We start from the raw sequence: 15,861 nt of genomic DNA on the forward strand, positions 1-15,861 counted from the left end.
CTCCCGGCGGCAGGTGGCGGCAGGTGGCGGGGAAGGATCGGCCTGCATGCAATCGTCAGCTGTCGAAGTTAGCCTTGCATGAAAAGGATGAAAGGAACGTGCTCATGGGTGCAGTCATCGCAGCAATCGCCGCAGGATCCCTCGGCCTCGCCGCAGCCTTCGTCGGACTCGTCGCCTTCTCGCGCCGCACGAGCGGCATCGGCCGACGTGCCGACCGGGTCTCCGCGTCCGATCCCGCTCTCGCCGCAGAGCTCCGCCAGGTGCAGGCGCAGATCGACTCGGGCCGGATCGGGTACCGCCTCTAGCCAGCCGGACGCCGCCCGTCGCCCGCGGATGCTCGACGCGACCGCCGAGAACCGGTGCGAGCGGGAGCCTCCGCGCTGACGAGACTTCAGACCGTTCCGGAGTCGCCTCGTGCGCCGAGGGGAACCCCATCAACGAAGGCTTCGATCGGCTGCGGTCTTGCGAACGAGACGAACAGAGACCGGCGCTTCTCGATCCGGACGTGGTGCTTCTCCTGCTCGCCGACGACGAACTCCACCACGCGCACCAAGCTCACGCTCAGTGTGACGAGCCGCCTCACGACCAGCGCATCGTCGACGGTCACGGTGAGCCAGCCCCAGGTCTGATCCCATCGGTACACGATCCGATGGGTTTCGTGCTCGCCCACCGTGAAGCTGAGGTAGTGGGCCTTTGTGCCGTCCCCGGGCCGTGGCTGTGCGCCGCGACGGTAGGGGTCCTTCGCCAGCACGAGAACCAGAAAGACTCCGATGAGCAGTGCGAGAAAGCCGAAGAGCAGAAGAGGCGCATGGGCCAGCCCGTTGACGGAGGAGGCAAGGGTCCCGACGACGACGAGGCTGCCGACCATGAAGGCAATCCAGCACGCGACTACGGCTTTCGGCCGGTCGTCGCTCGACAACGAACCCGCACTTCCCGCATCACGACGCCTGTCGACCATGAGCCACCCCCGGTGTCGATCCTAGAGACTCCGCACACCAGAGCCGCCCTCGATACCGCTGCGACGCGGTCAGTGCGATGCTCGACAGATGGAGACGATGAACGACCGTGAATCGCCCAGAGAACCCGGGCGCATCGTCTGGTGGTTCTAGAAGCGAGGGTGGAGCTCCGGAGAGGCCCTGGCTAGCACGGTGGCAGGCCTCACCATCGCTGTCGGGAGCTTCATCTGGTGGATCGTCGATCCCGGCTCCGACCGATGGGTCGTTTCGCTGGTTGTTTTGCCCGTTCCAGTCTCGTTCTTCCTGATCTCGCGAAGTCTGCGCCGGCTCGAGCGGACCCGCTGATCAGTCCGCCGGCGGCCTAGATAGGCGGTTTCCCCTTCTTCTGTCGGCGCTTGTTCACGAAGACGATCACGATCATGGCCACGCTGGAAACGATCCCTACCACGAATAGCGACTTGCCGGGAAGCAGCCGGAAGAGGCCATGACCGGGTTTCCCGTATCCGAGATCAGGGACGAGAAAGAGGCAGAGGGCGCAGGCTATGGCGAACGCCGCCAGAAAGCCCACGCCGACCTTCTCGTTGATGGACACAGCACCCCCCGTCCACTGTTCTACTCCGATTGTCCCGCGGGCACCGGCCCCTGTTCAGGACTCTTTCGGCCCGGATGATCCGCGCTGCTTGTAGTACTCGATCTCGGCATCCAGGTCGGCAAGCTGCTGCTCGGTCGACCGCGAGGAGGCATCGGCGCGCGGCGAAGTGGGTTGACGGCCGGCCCAGCGGCGGGGATCACCGAAGCTCACCGGGTCGTGCGGGCGGGTGTTGTACTCCCGGCCGATGGCGAACCACAGGATGCTGCCGATCAACGGCAGGAAGACCACGAGCAGCACCCACACGATCTTCGGCAGGTGCTTCGTGTCGCCCTCCGGTCGAGTGATGATGTCCACCAACGCAATGACGACTACCGCCAGGGTCACCACGGAAACGATCACGTACATGCTTCAAGCATCGGTCACGCGCCCGCAATATTCAACACTTGTCGGTATGTTGCGATGGCCATAACCCGAACCCTCGCGACGTCGAAAACCCTCACCGATTGTCGGCGCAGTTGAGCGCATTGATCAGGTACGAGCACCTCACCGCGATCTCGTACTTCTTGTCGACCGGGACGGACTCTGGGGCGCAAAGGGCTTTGTCTAAATCCCGGGCGTCGAGTCCCGTTAGCCTGTCGAGGTTCTCGGTGGTCAGGTGGCTCGCGGTCGTCAGTGATTCGAGAATCCCCTTGAGTCGCTCATCGTCAGGTATCGCCATCCCGCCCGTGAGCTGTGCCGCGAGGGTGGACAGGCGCACGCTCTGATCGGCAGAGACCGCCGTCGGGTCGCTTGTCATCCCACTCTCTGCGTGACCATAGACGAAGGATCGAAGCGCGTCCTCACCAACCCCGGTGATGGCCTGGAGTCCGCTCGCGCTTATCGCGCCATCTGCAAGAAGCCGCCTCAGCTGGCTCGGGGCATCAAACGCCTCTGTAGTCATCGTTGGCCTCCCAGTCCACCCGATTCTTAATGAAGCACCACGAGAATTTAGTAGCGTATCCGGATGCAGTGACCGCAGAACCGGCAACTCGAACGCGCATGCGCGCTCGTGGTGAAGCCGGCGACTCGCAATGCTCGCGACGACCTCGATCATGAGGCGCTGGGGACCAGCCTCGGAATCAGCCCCGCTTCAGCGAACCCGCGACGTCCGGCGATGGTGACGTGGACGTCTTCAAGTTCGATTGCGGTGAAATCCCAGCCACCGATGGTCGTGCGCCAGCCGTCGAGCGTCTCACCTTCGACGTCGATGTGGGCTGTCGCTCGTGGGCTCGCGTCGATCGCCTCGGCGAGAGTATCCATCTCGGCCACCTCCGGTATCCATGCGCCTGCCCGAAACTCGGGACGATGGTTGACGAGGTGTGTACTTGCATGGATGCGTAATGACTCCGAGACTTTGAGGCTGAGATTTCGCCAGGTCCACACGGACGGCTGTTCTACAAGTGGTGCGGTCCGCGGAACGGTGATGTATGCGACCTCGACCACGTCCATCTGCCCGTTGTGGGACTGAGTCGAGAGCCCGTGAAGCTCGACTGCGACGCTGCGCGAGAAGTACACCGGTAGCTCGAAAGCCCTCACCCGCGACCGATCGGCCTCGCCAAAGAAACCGTCTTCTTCGTTCACGGCATTCATCAGAGAGGGATGTCGCTCGCGAAACCCGCATCCAGAATGTCCGGTGGACCCGCTATCGAGAGCATCGCCGCATCGTCGCCGCCGGCCAGCCTGACAAAGGTCGAACCGTGCAGGGCGATGGCGTAACCACTCCGCGGAACGCCGTCGATCCGGATGTCGATCGCGCGCCGCTCAGCATCGGCAAGTTTCTGCCGAAGATCAAAGTGTTCCTCTTTAGAGAGGGCGGGGGCCGAAGCGGTCACCAATGTGCCGTTCCGCAGGTGATTCATCGCATGCAGGTGAAACTCGACCTCGAGGTCGCGTCCGAACTTCCAGGTCCTTGTCGTGAACGACAGCGGATTGGATGTCTCGAGGCTGGAACGCACCACATGGTTAGCCTCGACGATCCGGTCGTTTTGCTCTCCCGGTGACCGTTCATCTCCGACAAAGGAGTAGCCGACCAAGAGGGTATTTGGATGCAGCGACCGCAGAACCGGCAGCCCGAAGGCGCGTGCGCGCTCGTGATGAAGCCGGCGGTTCGCGATGCTCTCGACGATCTCGATCATGAGTAGAGGATGCTGTCGGATGGGTTGCCACCGTAACAGTCGCCGAGCACAGTGACCACGGTGCCGCCGGCAATAGCGTTCAGCTGGGTGTTGCGGATGGCTTGAATACTGTGCTCGAAGTTCGTCCCCCAGTCCAGGCTGATGCCCGGCAGCGGAGGAAATCCATCCAATGGGGTGTTGCCTATATCGATCGATGACTGAAGAGTGACGCCCCAGGTTTGCGACAGTGCCGGGCCGAACGCCCCATTTAAGTGATACGCGGTGTAGCCCGTGGTGTTGTCGTACAGAGTGAGCTCGGCCGTGCCGCAGTCACCCGACACAGTGTTATTCGCGCCCGTCCCATCCGGGCTGACGGTCTCGCCGGTAGTGGGGTTGAATTTCGGCGTTGCGCCCTGGAGGCTGCCCGCGGGCGTTCCAGCCGGAACGGCGTACTGCAGTCCCTCGTCGTCGGTGCGTACGTCATAGCCATTCGCAGCAGCCCGCTCGACATTGAACCCAGCGAAGTGCAACTCGGCGACCTCGCTGCCGGTGGCATTGCGCTCGACCGCGCCAGCGGATTGGGCAGCCACCATGGGAAGCGCTAACGCGAGCACCCCGATCAGTGCAGCAGAAGCGACTGTACCCTTGCGCGTTCTCGTCTTACTTTCATTTCCGGATGAGGTGAACATGAGTTCTTCCTTCCGCTCAGCGCCCGTGCGGGGCACTACCCCCTGTTTGGGGGTATTCCACAGCTTCCAATTAAATTGAGCAAAAATCAATAGCGTTATGCCGCCCGACGTCCTCACCTACCCGCTTTCGGGTTGTCCGCTACGGTGAAGTCGAATAGCGCCGACGCCTCTCGTCGGCGCATGCGGCGTAGCTTCGCCCCGCGGATGCGAATCACGGGAGACGAATAGCCTCTGAGCATGGTGGACGCCAAGCAGACGAAAACGACGGGCGAACATCATGCCGCGGCGGAGCTTGTGCGTCGCGGTTGGGCCCACGCGTTGAGCCGAAATGGGTTGGAACGTACCGATATTCTCGCAATTAGAACCGATGGCGAGCGGCGGTTGATCGAGGTGCAGGTGAAAGTTGCCGTGAACACCGGTTGGTACGTCGCGAATCTGAGGCGACTGGAGCTTCGGCTTCGTGTGTTCTGCGGAACGAGCATCGATACCCCGTCCCCTCGGTTTCGTGGTCGCCTACGGCGACGGGATGCACACAGGGTCAGGTTCATCGAACGCCTCCCGCGATAACGCATCCCAGGGACCCACCTCGATCGTGCAGTTGCCGCTATGGATAGCGATGGGAGACTGCGACGTAAACAGGTACATCGCGTCGATCTGTTCAAGCACGTCGTCGTGGACCCGAACAACTTCTCGCGCCGTCAGGTCAGCACGAGCGTCGACATCCATCCGCATGTAGCAATACTTGTCGCCTGACCTGTCTGCGACGACATCGGCCACGGATGCGCCGGTCACTAGTTCGACATTCTGAACCCAGGTCACGAGCCGTTCAGCCTGCTGCGCACACTCCTCATCGGAGTAAGTGAGAAAGTACTCACCCATATTGATGCATCCCGCAAGGGCTAAGGCTGTCGCCGCTCCCAATCCCACGGTCATGAGCTTTCGCAGACTGTTCAATTTACCCCCGCCGCCAGTCTAGAACCCAGTGGTGACATCAATCGCCGGCTCGAATCGCGATCGGCAGTCTTGGGCGTGCGAAATCGTTAACACGGGCGTACGTTCGATCGCGCCGCCGGCGTAGCCCCGCTTCCGCCCGACGATCGACCGGCGAAGACGGAGGTGCGACGTGTCACGAACGACGGATGCGGCGGGGGCGACTCCCAAGCCGAAGAAGGTGCGGAGCCTCGTTCCCGCGAGGATGGACCGGCTGCCGTGGACGAGGTTCCACTGGATGGTCGTGTTCGGCCTCGGGGTGTCGTGGATCCTCGACGGCCTCGAGATCCAGATCATCGCCTCGAACGGCTTCCAGGAGTCGCTCGGCATGGACTCGCAGCAAGTGGGCCTCGCCGGCACCATCTACCTCGTCGGCCAGGTGGTCGGCGCCCTCGTCTTCGGGCGGCTGAGTGACAAATGGGGGCGCAAAAAGCTCTTCATCATCACGCTCGCCATCTACCTCGTCGGATCTGCGCTCGCCGGCCTCAGCCCGAACATGGAGTTCCTGTTCGCGATGCGCTTCATCGCCGGCCTCGGCATCGGCGGTGAGTACGCGGCCATCAACTCCGCCATCGATGAGCTCATCCCGAGCCACTACCGCGGCCGTGTCGACATCGCCATCAACGGCACCTACTGGGGCGGTGCGGCCCTCGGATCCGTCGCCAACCTGTTCTTCCTGAACCCCGACAACTTCGCCGAGAACATCGGATGGCGGCTCGCGTTCTTCATCGGCCCGGTGATCGGCCTCATCATGATCTACATGCGCCGGCACATCCCGGAGAGCCCGCGCTGGCTGATGACCCACGGCAAGGAAGACGTCGCCGAGAAGACCGTCGACGACATCGAGGCGCAGGTCGAGAAGACCACGGGCAAGAAACTCGACCCCGTGCCCGACGACCAGGCGATCGAGGTCACGCCGCTGGACCGCATCCCGTTCAAGAAGATCGCCAGCGTGCTCATCCGCGACTACCCGAACCGCACCATCGTCGGCCTCACGATGATGATCACGCAGTCCTTCCTCTACAACGCCATCTTCTTCACCTACGCCCTGGCGCTGCAGAACTTCTACGGAGTCGAGAACGACGCCGTGCAGTACTTCTTCTTCCCGTTCGCCATCGGCAATCTGCTCGGGCCGCTCGTGCTCGGGCACCTCTTCGACACCATCGGCCGCCGCAAGATGATCCTCGCCACCTACGGCCTGTCGGGCATCATCCTCACGGTCTCCGGATTCCTCTTCCAGGCGAACGTGCTGAACGCCACCAGCCAGACCATCTTCTGGTGCGTCGCGTTCTTCTTCGCCAGCGCCGGGGCCTCGAGCGCGTACCTCACGGTGAGCGAGCTGTTCCCGCTCGAGATGCGCTCGCAGGTGATCTCGTACTTCTTCTCCATCGGCCAGATCGTCGGATCGGTCGCTCCGCTCCTCTTCGCCACCCTGATCGGCGACGGCCAGGACCGCGGCCCGATCACCATCGGCTACATCGGCGCCGGGTTGCTGATGGTGGCGGGCGGTATCGTGGCGTTCATCTTCGGGGTCAACGCCGAGCGCAAGTCGCTCGAGTCGATCACGAACCCGCTGTCGCTCGTCGACGACGGCAGCGGCCGCAAGAAGAAGGTGGAGGGCGAGCGCACCACGCGCGACCGCGCGCAGCGCACCTGAGTCGCCGCTGCCGTTCAGAAATGCAGAAATAGCGAGGACCGACGCCATATACGGGGTCGGTCCTCGTTATTTCTGCATTTTCCAACCGAATTGGCGGACGAGCGCATCAGACGACGGCGTCGACCCCCGGGCCGAAGCGGGTGAGCGCCACGAAGCCGCACAGGGCCAGCAGCGGCATCCCCCACACGATGGTGCCGAACTGCGCAGGATGCCGGCGAGGCGGCGCCGCCTGCGGAGGCGGAGCCGAAGCCGGAGCCGAGCTCGGAGCGGATCTCATCAACGCGGCAAGCAGGCCGTCATGGCCGTCACCGGGGCCGCCTACTTCCACCACGCCGACTCGTTCGGGATGATGCGCGGCGGCCACCTCGACATCTGCGTGCTCGGCGCGTTCCAGGTGGCGGGCAACGGCGACCTGGCGAACTGGTCGACCGGCGCCGAGGGATCGATCCCGGCCGTCGGCGGAGCGATGGACCTGGCCATCGGCGCGAAACAGCTCTCCGTGATGACCGACCTGCTCACCGAGCAGGGCGAGTCGAAGCTGGTGGCCGCGTGCACGTATCCGTTCACCGGGCTCGGCTGCGTGTCGCGGGTGTACACCGGTCACGCCGTGTTCGACGTGACCGGGGACGGCTTCGCTGTGCGCGAGCTGTTCGGCGGCAATACGATCGAAGGACTGCGCGAACTGACCGGCCTCGAGCTGGCGGACGCCACGACGACGTGAGGATCCCGATGACCGCCACCTATGTCTACGATGCTGTGCGCACCCCGTTCGGCCGGGCCGCCGGGGCCCTGTCGGGCGTGCGGCCCGACGACCTGGCCGCGCTCGTGATGCGCGCCGCGGTGGAGCGCACCGGCGTCGACCCGGCCCGGATCGCCGACGTGATCTTCGGCGACGCCAACCAGGCCGGCGAGGACAACCGCAACGTGGCCCGCTTCGGCGCGCTGCTGGCGGGGTTCCCCACATCCGTCACCGGTGTCACCGTCAACCGGCTGTGTGCGTCTTCGGTGGAGGCCGTCATCCAGGGCGCCCGGGCCATCGAGTCCGGCGACGCCGAGATCGTGCTGGCCGGCGGGGTGGAGTCGATGAGCCGGGCGCCGTACGTGGTGGAGAAGTCGGCGAAGCCGTGGCCGGGCGTCGGCAACCAGACGATGTGGAACACCTCGATCGGCTGGCGGATGACCAACCGGGCGTTGCCGACGCCGTGGACGATCAGCAACGGCGAGTCGGCCGAGAAGATCGCGCGCGAGTGGGGGATCAGCCGCGAGCAGCAGGACGCGTTCTCGGTGGCCTCGCACCAGAAGGCCGCCAAGGCCTGGGCCGACGGGGTCTACGACTCGGAGGTCGTGCAGGTGCCGGGGCACGAGCTGGCGCGCGACGAGGGCATCCGCGACGACACCTCGGTCGAGAAGCTGGCCGGGCTCAAGCCGCTGTTCGCCACCGACGGCACGGGAACGGTCACGGCCGGCAACGCCTCCTCCATCAACGACGGCGCCTCGGCGGTGCTGCTGGCCGGCGAGGGCGTGCTGCCGGGCGAGCCGCTCGCGCGGATCGCGGGACGGGCCGCGCACGGCGTCGACCCCGACGTGTTCCCCATCGCGCCGATCGAGGCCGCGAACAAGGCGCTCGCCCGGGCCGGCAAGACCTGGGCGGACGTCGACTTCGTCGAGCTCAACGAGGCCTTCGCCTCGCAGAGCCTGGCCTGCCTGGCCGGCTGGCCCGACCTCGACCCGGCCCGCCTCAACATCCACGGCGGGGCGATCGCGATCGGCCACCCGCTCGGAGCCTCCGGCGGCCGCATCATCGGCCACGCCGCGCACGAGCTGAAGCGCCGCGGCGGCGGTGTCGCGGTGGCGGCCATCTGCATCGGCGTCGGCCAGGGCCTCGCGGTCGTTCTCGAGCGCTAGCGCCGCCTGACCTGCCACACCACCCCGCCCCTTCGTCGACCCGTCACTCTGTCCCGCTTCAGGGGGCGAATAGCGGCACGAAGTGACGGGTCGACGGGGTGACCTCGACGCATTGTGCAACAGAGGGCGGTGATCGGTGCGCGCGCGACAGAATGGAGAGTGTCCGGGCGCGAGCCGAACATGACGGAGCCAGTGTGATGCATCGATTCGACGAGATCCCGGCCGCGCAGCTGGATCTGCCGAGCAGCCGCAAGTGGAGTCTGCATCCGGGAACCATCGGCGCCTGGGTGGCCGAGATGGACTTCGGCACCGCCCCCGCCGTGAGCGAGGCCCTGCAGCGGGCGGTCGCCGATGGCGTGCTCGGCTACCTCTCGCCGCCTACCGCGCACGACCTCGCCGAGGCGACGGCCGGGTGGATGACCGAGGAGTTCGGCTGGTCGATCGACCCCGCCACGGTGCATCCGGTGTCGGATGTGATGGCCGCGCTGGGGGTGGCCGTCACCGAGTTCTCGCCCGAGGGTTCCGCTGTGATCGTCCCGACGCCCGCGTACATGCCGTTCCTCACCTACCCGCCCACGCTCGGCCGCGAGGTGATCCAGGTTCCCGGCATCGTGGAGGGCGGGCGCTGGCGGCACGACCTCGAGGCCATCGACGCCGCCTTCGCCGCGGGCGCGGGCACGCTCGTGCTGTGCAATCCGCAGAACCCCACGGGGACCGCGCTCACCCGAGGTGAGCTCGAGGCGATCGCCGACGTGGTCGAGCGGCGGGGCGGGCGGGTGTTCGCCGACGAGATCCACGCGCCGCTGCGCTTCGATGTGCGCGAGCACATCCCCTACGCCTCGCTGTCGGATGCCACGGCCGCGCACACCATCACCGGCACCAGCGCGTCGAAGGCCTGGAACATCCCGGGGCTCAAGGCCGCGCAGCTGATCACCTCGAACGAGGCCGATCAGCGGCACTACCGCAGCTTCGGCTTCGCGGTGCAGCACGGGGCCTCGACGCTCGGCGTGGTGGCCTCGACGGCCGCCTACCGGCACGGCCGCGAGTGGCTCGCCGACGTGGTGCAGTACCTCGACGGCAACCGCCGTCTGCTGGGCGAACTGCTGGCCGAGCGGCTCCCGCAGGTGGGGTACGAGCTGCCCGAGGCCACCTACCTCGCGTGGCTCGACGTGCGCGAGCTCGGGCTGAGCGGAGCCGGAGCCGGTGCCGGTGCCGGTGCCGGCGGCCAGGGTGCGGCCGGTTCTCCGGCGCAGTTCCTGCGCGAACGCGCGGGCGTCACGCTGACCGACGGCGCACTCTGCGGGGCGGGCTACGAGGGTTTCGTGCGGCTCGTGTTCGCGATGCCCCGCCCGATACTGGAGCGAGCGGTGTCCGCGATCGCGGATGCCGTCGAGACGATCCCCGGAAGGTCCCGATGAGCGATTACCCCGACCCGACCGATCCCGCCTTCGAGGGGGCCGACAGCGTCGAGCCCGCCGAGCCCATCGAGCCCGCCGCCGAGCCCGAGTACGACTGGGAGGGCTACGGATTCGACACCCGCCAGATCCACGCGGGCGAGTACGCCGATCCGGTGGCCGGCGCCCGCATCCCGCCGATCGCGCTGACGGCCGGCTACCGCTTCGACTCCTGGCAGGACGGCCGCGACCGCTTCGCCGGCGACAGCGACGGCCTCATCTACTCCCGTCAGCGCACCCCCTCCGGCTCGGTGGCCGAGCGCCGCATCGCCTCGCTCGAGGGCGGCGTCGAGGCCATCGTGGTGTCGTCGGGCCAGGCCGCCATCACCGCGGCGCTGTTCGCGCTCGTGCGCTCGGGCGAGCGTTTCGTCTCGACCGCCTCGATCTACAGCGGCACCCGCACGCTGTTCGGCCGCAGCTTCGAGCGGATGGGCATCGGCGTCGACTACGTCTGGAACCCGCTCGACGACGACGAGTGGGAACAGCGGATCGGGCCCGACACGAAGGCGATCTTCACCGAGACCATCCCGAACCCCAAGAACGACATCGTCGATCTCGAGCACGTGGCCGCGGTGGCAGCCCGGCACGGCATTCCGCTCGTGGTCGACAACACGATCGCGACGCCGTACCTGATCCGGCCGGGCGAGTTCGGCGCGGCCGTGGTGGTGCACTCCTCGACGAAGTTCCTGTCGGGGCACGGCGCCGCGATCTCGGGAACGATCGTCGACACGGGCGCCTTCGACTGGGCGACCGCGAGCCGCGACTACCCGCTCATCACCGCCCCGCCGGCTCCCGGTGCGAAGTCGGCACTGGAGCGGTTCGGTCGCGCCGCCTACGCTCGCGCGACCCGTGACGCCGTGGTGAACGACCTCGGGCCGGCGCTCTCGCCGCTGCACTCCTTCCTGCTGCACCAGGGCATCGAGACCCTGTCGCTGCGGATGGACCGGCACCTGTCGAACTCGGCGACGATCGCGGCCTGGCTGGAAGAGCATCCGGGGGTCGAGTCGGTCGACTACGCCGGCTTGCCCTCGAGCCCGTATCGCCCTCTCGCCGAGAAGCTGTACGGCGGGCTCTCCGGATCGGTGTTCGCCGTGACCGTTCGCGGCGGCGAGGCCGGAGCGCGGCGCTTCACCGACCGGCTGCGGGTGATCAGCCGGATGACGAACATCGGGGACGTACGCTCGATGGCGCTGCATCCGGCCACCACGACGCACATCGGCTTCAGTGAGGAGCTGCGCGCGCGGCTCGGCATCACGCCGGGCCTCATCCGCCTCTCGATCGGCACCGAGAGCGTCGCCGACTTGATCGCCGACCTCGACCGCGCCCTCTCCTGAGGCCGGTCGCGAGCCAGGCCGCGAGCCCGGCGGCAAGACCCCGGCAGGCGGTCGGGTGCTCAGGTGCTCACGCGCTCTGGCCGCCGGCGGAGTCGGTGAGCTCGCCGTAGATCTTGGTGGGGTCGGTGCCGTGCACGAACCACTCGCCGAGGATGCGCTCCTTATAGACGCGCGGGTTGTGCGAGGCGAGCGTGCGGGCGTTGCGCCAGTGACGGTCGATCGCCCGGTGCTTCGAGACCCCGGAGGAGCCGAGGGCGTCGAACACGATCGTCGTCGCGGTGAGCGCCGACTCGATGATCGCGACCTGGGCCCGGGTGGTCTCGACGGTGGCGAAGACCAGCGCCTCGTGCTCGGCGGCGCCCGAGCGGTCGCCCGTGAGGAGCGCCTCCGCGCGCGCTGCCGCTACGAGGTCGAGCGTGGCGCTGGAGCGCTGCACCGCGGCCTCGGCACCGAAGGCGAGTGCCGAGACCCGGCCGATCACCTGCAGCAGCTGCGGATCCTCGGCTGCGACCTCGGCCAGCCCGTGGCTGTAGTTGCGACCGCGGGCGGTGAGCGCCGCGATGCCGTCGCGCTGCGTCGCCCGCGTGATGCCGGCCAGGATCGCCAGCAGTGAGGTCTGGTAGAACAACGCCTGGTAGCTGAAGCGCTCGCTCGCCGGGAACAGGTCGGCCGCATCCACGTGCGCGTCGGCGTAGTTCGCGCTGCCGCTCGCTGTGGTCTGCTGACCGAAGCCGGACCAATCGTCGATGAGCTCGACGCCCGGCTGGTGCCGACGCACGAGCGCCGTGATGATGCGGCCCTCCTCGGTGCGCCCGATCACGTCGAGCCAGTCGGCGTAGAGGCTGCCCGTGGCGTAGAACTTGGCGCCCGTGATGCGCCAGCCGTCACCATCCGGAGCCGGCGAGAGGATGGTCTTGAGGTTCGAGAACGAGCCGTTGTTCGCCTCGGTCCAGCCGCCACCCACGAATGCGCCCGCGACGAGCCGGTCGATCCAGACGTCGTTCCTGGCCGACGGCTCGGCGTTCAGCCGGTCTTCGACGAAGGCCAGGTGGTTGCGCCAGACGTGGGAGACGTTCGGATCGGCCTCGCCGAGGTCGGTGAGCAGCTGGAAGGTCTGGCGCAGCGAGGCCCCGAACCCGCCGTGGGCGACCGGGATGCGCACCCGGCCGAGGCCGGCGTCGATCAGCCAGCGCACCTGCTCGTGCGGGAACACGCGGTTCTGCTCGCGCTCGAGATTGCCGGCGGCGATCCGGTCGAACACCGGCTGGAAGTGGGCCGACAGCTCGGTGTCGGTCGCGGTGGCGGGAACCAGAAGGGCGCTAGCGGTGGCGGTTGCAGACATCAGTGGCCTCCAGAGGCGGTCGTTTCGAGCGAGTGGTGGGGCACGAGGCCGGCGTCGCGCACGGCGCGCAGCCCGTTGCCGAGGTCGGTGATGAGGTCGTCGACGGTTTCGATGCCGACGGAGAGACGGATGAGCCCCGGCGCGATCCCGAGCCGTTCCTTCTTCTCGTCGTCGAACGAGAGATGAGTGGTGGTGCCCGGATGGATGGCCATCGAGCGCACGTCACCGATGTTGGTCATCCGCGAGAACACCTGCAGCCGGTCGATGAACACCCGGGCGCCCTCGATGCCGCCGGCCACCGTGAACGCGAACACCGATCCCGTGCGCCCGCCGTAGAGGCGCTCGGCGAGCGCGTGCTGCGAATGCCCCGGCAGCCCCGCGAAGTCGACCGACTCCACCTCGGGTTGCGCCGCCAGCCAGAGCGCGATCGTGCGCGCGTTGTCGAGGTGCCGTTCCAGGCGCAGCGACAGCGTCTCGATGCCCTGCTGCAGCAGGAATCCGTTGAAGGGCGACAGCGCCGGCCCCAGGTCGTTCACCACGGTGAGCCGCAGGTACGCCTCGAAGGCGTGCTCGATGCCGAGCCGGTCGAGGAACGAGGGCACGCCCGGCACCTGTTCGTCGGTGAGCAGCGGATAGCGGCGCCCCGAGGCGCGCCAGTCGAAGGTGCCGCCGTCAACGATCACGCCCGAGATGCCGGCCCCGTGCCCGCCCAGGAACTTCGTCGAGGAGTGCACCACGACGCTCGCCCCGAGCTCCAGCGGCCGAATCAGGTAGGGCGTGGCGACCGTGTTGTCGACCACGAGCGGGATTCCGTGCCGCGCGGCGATGCGGCCCACCCGCTCGATGTCGACGATGTCGTTCTTCGGGTTCGGGATCGTCTCGGTGAAGATGGCCTTCGTCTCGGGGCGGATCGCGGCCTCCCACTCGGCCTCGTCATCCGGATCCCACACGTAGCCGACCGTGATGCCCAGCCGCTTCAGGGCCCGGTTGAATAGGATCTGCGTTCCGCTGTAGATGCTCGCGGTCGACACGAAATGATCGCCCGACTCGAGCAGCGCGATCAGAGCCGAGCTGATGGCGGCTGTTCCCGAGCCCACGACGACCGCGCCCGTGCCGCCCTCGAGTGAGGCGATCCGCCGCTCGGCGACCACGTTGGTGGGGTTGAGGTGCCGCGAGTACAGGTGACCTTCGTCGGTGCCGGCGAAGCGGCCATGGGTCTGGTCGAACGAGTCGAAGCGGAAGGCATTCGAGAGATGGATCGGCGTGATCCGCGAACCGAATCCGGGCTCGGGCAGCTCACCGGCGTGCACCTGCCGGGTGTCGAACCCGAAGCCCTCCCAGTCGTAGTGCGGTTCGGCGGCGGATGCCGACTCCGGGCGGCCGCCGCTCACCGGGCCACCTCCGCGGACGGAGCGGGGAAGGCGGCGCGGGCGCCCTCGAGCAGGGGAGCGGGCGAGCCGAGACCGAGTCGCTCGCGCAATGTCCGGGTGGTGGCGGTGGTGGCGGTGGCGGTGAGAGTCCCGACGGTGGCCGGGGTGGGGGAGGCAGGAGGGGCAGAGGCGTCCGCGGTGGGCGCATCCGGTGCGAAAGCGCCGTCCGGCGTGGCGAGCTCCGGGAGCAGCACCCCGAGGTCGCGAACCAGCAACGCGATCGCGGATGCCGTGAGCCGGGCGTCCGGAACCAGCAGCACGTGCGCGCGCAGGTCGAGCACACCGCTCGCGGCGGCCACCTCGTGCGCGGTGGCGTCGACGCCCACCGGCACGAGCGCGAAAACCGGAACCGTAGGCGAGACGGAGAGAGCCGACGCTACGAGGCCTGCCGGAACCACGAGCAATTCGGCAACGCCGGCCGCGGCCGCCAGCTGCTCGGCGCGGTCGGCGAACCACCCGACCACGGGCACGCCCTGCGGAGTGGAGGGCACGTTGAGCGGGCCGGCGATCGAGAAGACGCCGTCGTGGTCGATGTGCACGATGCGGTCGGCCTCGGCGTAGATGCCGGTGGCGCGGTCGCCCACGATGGTGTCGGAGGGCCAGCTCTGCCACAACTTCTGCAGCGCGAGAGTGGCGTCGCGGGTGGTGGCCGGCTCGAGTGGGGCGCCCTGCGAGAGGCGGGCGCCGCTCCAGGACTCGCGGCCCGCATCGGCAGCGGGGGCGAACCGGTCGCGCTCGCCGAGCAGCAGGCCGGCGCGGCCGGAGCTCAGGTGGTCGAGCGAGGCGACGCGCCGACCCAGGTTGTAGGGATGGTCGCGGTGCGGCGCTGCGACCACGACGACGGAGGTGCTCGGGGCGTCGGTGGCGAACACCGTGGCGGCCACGCTGGAGTCGAGGGTGGCACCCAGAGGATCGGCGCCGGACGCAGCGGCGCTCGCAGCAGTGGCGCCCACAGACGCGTCATCCGCCGGCGCGATCACGCGATCGACCCCGAGCGCCACGAAGGCCAGGCCGAGTCCTTCGAACTCCGCCGCGGCTTCCGGCTGTTCGGCGAGCGCGACCAGGTGCGGCCCGCTCAGCCCGACGGCCAGCTGCCGTCTCGTCGTGTGCGTCATGACGCATCCTTTCTCCTGCGATCCGAGCCCGGCCGTCTGGGGAGAGGGCCGGATGCGACTGCTCGCGCGATCGGTGCCGTCAGGCTAGAAAACGGCCCGGCGCCGAGGCCGCCGTGCGGTCATCCGGCGACACATTCGCCGCGTTTCGCGTGCTCTGTTGAGCAATGTTGCGCCCCCGCGCACCGTCCCCTCCACGCCGGCGCGCGATCCTCTACCGTCGCCTCGAAGTCATCCGATTCGGCAC

General features: G+C 67.6%; 18 protein-coding genes and 1 pseudogene. 7 read left to right on the top strand and 12 right to left on the bottom strand.

What is annotated here, in order from left to right; genetic code table 11:
• The first annotated feature begins 104 nt into the window (after positions 1-104).
• Positions 105-305 (top strand): hypothetical protein, encoded by a 201-nt coding sequence (locus ACN4JJ_RS01995; protein WP_440708232.1) that lies wholly within the window; start codon positions 105-107, stop codon positions 303-305.
• Between the two features lie 86 nt (positions 306-391).
• Here the strand turns inward: ACN4JJ_RS01995 and ACN4JJ_RS02000 are convergent, their stop codons facing one another.
• Positions 392-958 carry a hypothetical protein gene (locus ACN4JJ_RS02000; RefSeq protein WP_440708233.1) on the bottom strand — a complete coding sequence of 189 codons (567 nt, stop codon included), beginning with the start codon at positions 956-958 and terminating at the stop codon, positions 392-394.
• Positions 959-1,148: 190 nt separating this feature from the next.
• Here ACN4JJ_RS02000 and ACN4JJ_RS02005 point away from each other — a divergent pair, with 190 nt between their 5' ends.
• The gene (locus tag ACN4JJ_RS02005; protein WP_440708234.1) at positions 1,149-1,301 is read left to right on the top strand and encodes a hypothetical protein; all 153 of its coding nucleotides are present in this window, start codon (positions 1,149-1,151) and stop codon (positions 1,299-1,301) included.
• A gap of 16 nt (positions 1,302-1,317) precedes the next feature.
• On the opposite strand, the gene ACN4JJ_RS02010 is transcribed toward ACN4JJ_RS02005, so the two are convergent.
• From ACN4JJ_RS02010 to ACN4JJ_RS02040, 7 genes are all read right to left on the bottom strand, one after another.
• Complete coding sequence (locus ACN4JJ_RS02010) at positions 1,318-1,548, bottom strand: hypothetical protein (RefSeq protein WP_440708235.1); 231 nt, start codon at positions 1,546-1,548, stop codon at positions 1,318-1,320.
• 54 nt (positions 1,549-1,602) lie between these two features.
• Positions 1,603-1,953, bottom strand: coding sequence for a PLD nuclease N-terminal domain-containing protein (locus ACN4JJ_RS02015; protein ID WP_440708236.1), 351 nt, complete (start codon positions 1,951-1,953; stop codon positions 1,603-1,605).
• A 91-nt stretch (positions 1,954-2,044) separates the two neighbouring features.
• On the bottom strand, positions 2,045-2,488 hold the full coding sequence (locus tag ACN4JJ_RS02020) for an HTH domain-containing protein (RefSeq protein WP_440708237.1): 444 nt from the start codon (positions 2,486-2,488) through the stop codon (positions 2,045-2,047).
• A gap of 149 nt (positions 2,489-2,637) precedes the next feature.
• The gene (locus ACN4JJ_RS02025; RefSeq protein WP_440708238.1) at positions 2,638-3,168 is read right to left on the bottom strand and encodes a hypothetical protein; all 531 of its coding nucleotides are present in this window, start codon (positions 3,166-3,168) and stop codon (positions 2,638-2,640) included.
• An 8-nt stretch (positions 3,169-3,176) separates the two neighbouring features.
• Positions 3,177-3,722, bottom strand: coding sequence for a hypothetical protein (locus tag ACN4JJ_RS02030; protein WP_440708239.1), 546 nt, complete (start codon positions 3,720-3,722; stop codon positions 3,177-3,179).
• Positions 3,719-4,390 (bottom strand): hypothetical protein, encoded by a 672-nt coding sequence (locus ACN4JJ_RS02035; protein ID WP_440708240.1) that lies wholly within the window; start codon positions 4,388-4,390, stop codon positions 3,719-3,721. The genes ACN4JJ_RS02030 and ACN4JJ_RS02035 overlap by 4 nt, the downstream gene beginning before the upstream one ends.
• Positions 4,391-4,903: 513 nt before the next feature.
• The gene (locus tag ACN4JJ_RS02040; RefSeq protein WP_440708241.1) at positions 4,904-5,323 is read right to left on the bottom strand and encodes a hypothetical protein; all 420 of its coding nucleotides are present in this window, start codon (positions 5,321-5,323) and stop codon (positions 4,904-4,906) included.
• A 190-nt stretch (positions 5,324-5,513) separates the two neighbouring features.
• Here ACN4JJ_RS02040 and ACN4JJ_RS02045 point away from each other — a divergent pair, with 190 nt between their 5' ends.
• Positions 5,514-7,037 carry an MFS transporter gene (locus tag ACN4JJ_RS02045; protein ID WP_440708242.1) on the top strand — a complete coding sequence of 508 codons (1,524 nt, stop codon included), beginning with the start codon at positions 5,514-5,516 and terminating at the stop codon, positions 7,035-7,037.
• 106 nt (positions 7,038-7,143) lie between these two features.
• On the opposite strand, the gene ACN4JJ_RS02050 is transcribed toward ACN4JJ_RS02045, so the two are convergent.
• The gene (locus ACN4JJ_RS02050) at positions 7,144-7,314 is read right to left on the bottom strand and encodes a hypothetical protein (protein WP_440708791.1); all 171 of its coding nucleotides are present in this window, start codon (positions 7,312-7,314) and stop codon (positions 7,144-7,146) included.
• Here ACN4JJ_RS02050 and ACN4JJ_RS02055 point away from each other — a divergent pair.
• From ACN4JJ_RS02055 to ACN4JJ_RS02070, 4 genes and pseudogenes are all read left to right on the top strand, one after another.
• Positions 7,274-7,758: pseudogene (locus ACN4JJ_RS02055) on the top strand (CoA-transferase); the annotation flags it as partial. The gene ACN4JJ_RS02050 and the pseudogene ACN4JJ_RS02055 overlap by 41 nt on opposite strands.
• A gap of 8 nt (positions 7,759-7,766) precedes the next feature.
• Positions 7,767-8,942, top strand: a complete 1,176-nt coding sequence (locus ACN4JJ_RS02060) for a thiolase family protein (RefSeq protein WP_440708243.1) — start codon at positions 7,767-7,769, stop codon at positions 8,940-8,942.
• 197 nt (positions 8,943-9,139) lie between these two features.
• Positions 9,140-10,360 (top strand): MalY/PatB family protein, encoded by a 1,221-nt coding sequence (locus tag ACN4JJ_RS02065; RefSeq protein WP_440708244.1) that lies wholly within the window; start codon positions 9,140-9,142, stop codon positions 10,358-10,360.
• Positions 10,357-11,730 (top strand): O-acetylhomoserine aminocarboxypropyltransferase/cysteine synthase family protein, encoded by a 1,374-nt coding sequence (locus ACN4JJ_RS02070; protein ID WP_440708245.1) that lies wholly within the window; start codon positions 10,357-10,359, stop codon positions 11,728-11,730. Before ACN4JJ_RS02065 ends, ACN4JJ_RS02070 begins: the two co-directional genes overlap by 4 nt.
• A gap of 67 nt (positions 11,731-11,797) precedes the next feature.
• On the opposite strand, the gene ACN4JJ_RS02075 is transcribed toward ACN4JJ_RS02070, so the two are convergent.
• Genes ACN4JJ_RS02075 through ACN4JJ_RS02085 form a run of 3 tightly spaced genes read right to left on the bottom strand, consistent with a single transcriptional unit; the run spans position 11,798 to position 15,617 of the window.
• Positions 11,798-13,072 (bottom strand): acyl-CoA dehydrogenase family protein, encoded by a 1,275-nt coding sequence (locus ACN4JJ_RS02075; RefSeq protein ID WP_440708246.1) that lies wholly within the window; start codon positions 13,070-13,072, stop codon positions 11,798-11,800.
• Positions 13,072-14,463, bottom strand: a complete 1,392-nt coding sequence (locus ACN4JJ_RS02080; protein WP_440708247.1) for an O-acetylhomoserine aminocarboxypropyltransferase/cysteine synthase family protein — start codon at positions 14,461-14,463, stop codon at positions 13,072-13,074. Before ACN4JJ_RS02080 ends, ACN4JJ_RS02075 begins: the two co-directional genes overlap by 1 nt.
• Positions 14,460-15,617, bottom strand: coding sequence for an LLM class oxidoreductase (locus tag ACN4JJ_RS02085; RefSeq protein WP_440708248.1), 1,158 nt, complete (start codon positions 15,615-15,617; stop codon positions 14,460-14,462). The genes ACN4JJ_RS02080 and ACN4JJ_RS02085 overlap by 4 nt, the downstream gene beginning before the upstream one ends.
• Positions 15,618-15,861 lie beyond the last annotated feature (244 nt).

Source organism: Herbiconiux dendrobii, assembly GCF_052048175.1.
In the GTDB taxonomy this organism is placed as follows: Bacteria; Actinomycetota; Actinomycetes; order Actinomycetales; family Microbacteriaceae; genus Herbiconiux.

Bases quoted from the DNA above. Each gene is read 5' to 3' on its own strand.
- ACN4JJ_RS01995 (WP_440708232.1), top strand. From the start codon at position 105: ATGGGTGCAGTCATCGCAGCAATCGCCGCAGGATCCCTCGGCCTCGCC.
- ACN4JJ_RS02000 (WP_440708233.1), bottom strand. From the start codon at position 958: ATGGTCGACAGGCGTCGTGATGCGGGAAGTGCGGGTTCGTTGTCGAGC.
- ACN4JJ_RS02015 (WP_440708236.1), bottom strand. From the start codon at position 1,953: ATGTACGTGATCGTTTCCGTGGTGACCCTGGCGGTAGTCGTCATTGCG.
- ACN4JJ_RS02020 (WP_440708237.1), bottom strand. From the start codon at position 2,488: ATGACTACAGAGGCGTTTGATGCCCCGAGCCAGCTGAGGCGGCTTCTT.
- ACN4JJ_RS02030 (WP_440708239.1), bottom strand. From the start codon at position 3,722: ATGATCGAGATCGTCGAGAGCATCGCGAACCGCCGGCTTCATCACGAG.
- ACN4JJ_RS02035 (WP_440708240.1), bottom strand. From the start codon at position 4,390: ATGTTCACCTCATCCGGAAATGAAAGTAAGACGAGAACGCGCAAGGGT.
- ACN4JJ_RS02040 (WP_440708241.1), bottom strand. From the start codon at position 5,323: ATGACCGTGGGATTGGGAGCGGCGACAGCCTTAGCCCTTGCGGGATGC.
- ACN4JJ_RS02050 (WP_440708791.1), bottom strand. From the start codon at position 7,314: ATGAGATCCGCTCCGAGCTCGGCTCCGGCTTCGGCTCCGCCTCCGCAG.
- ACN4JJ_RS02060 (WP_440708243.1), top strand. From the start codon at position 7,767: ATGACCGCCACCTATGTCTACGATGCTGTGCGCACCCCGTTCGGCCGG.
- ACN4JJ_RS02065 (WP_440708244.1), top strand. From the start codon at position 9,140: ATGCATCGATTCGACGAGATCCCGGCCGCGCAGCTGGATCTGCCGAGC.
- ACN4JJ_RS02070 (WP_440708245.1), top strand. From the start codon at position 10,357: ATGAGCGATTACCCCGACCCGACCGATCCCGCCTTCGAGGGGGCCGAC.
- ACN4JJ_RS02075 (WP_440708246.1), bottom strand. From the start codon at position 13,072: ATGTCTGCAACCGCCACCGCTAGCGCCCTTCTGGTTCCCGCCACCGCG.
- ACN4JJ_RS02085 (WP_440708248.1), bottom strand. From the start codon at position 15,617: ATGACGCACACGACGAGACGGCAGCTGGCCGTCGGGCTGAGCGGGCCG.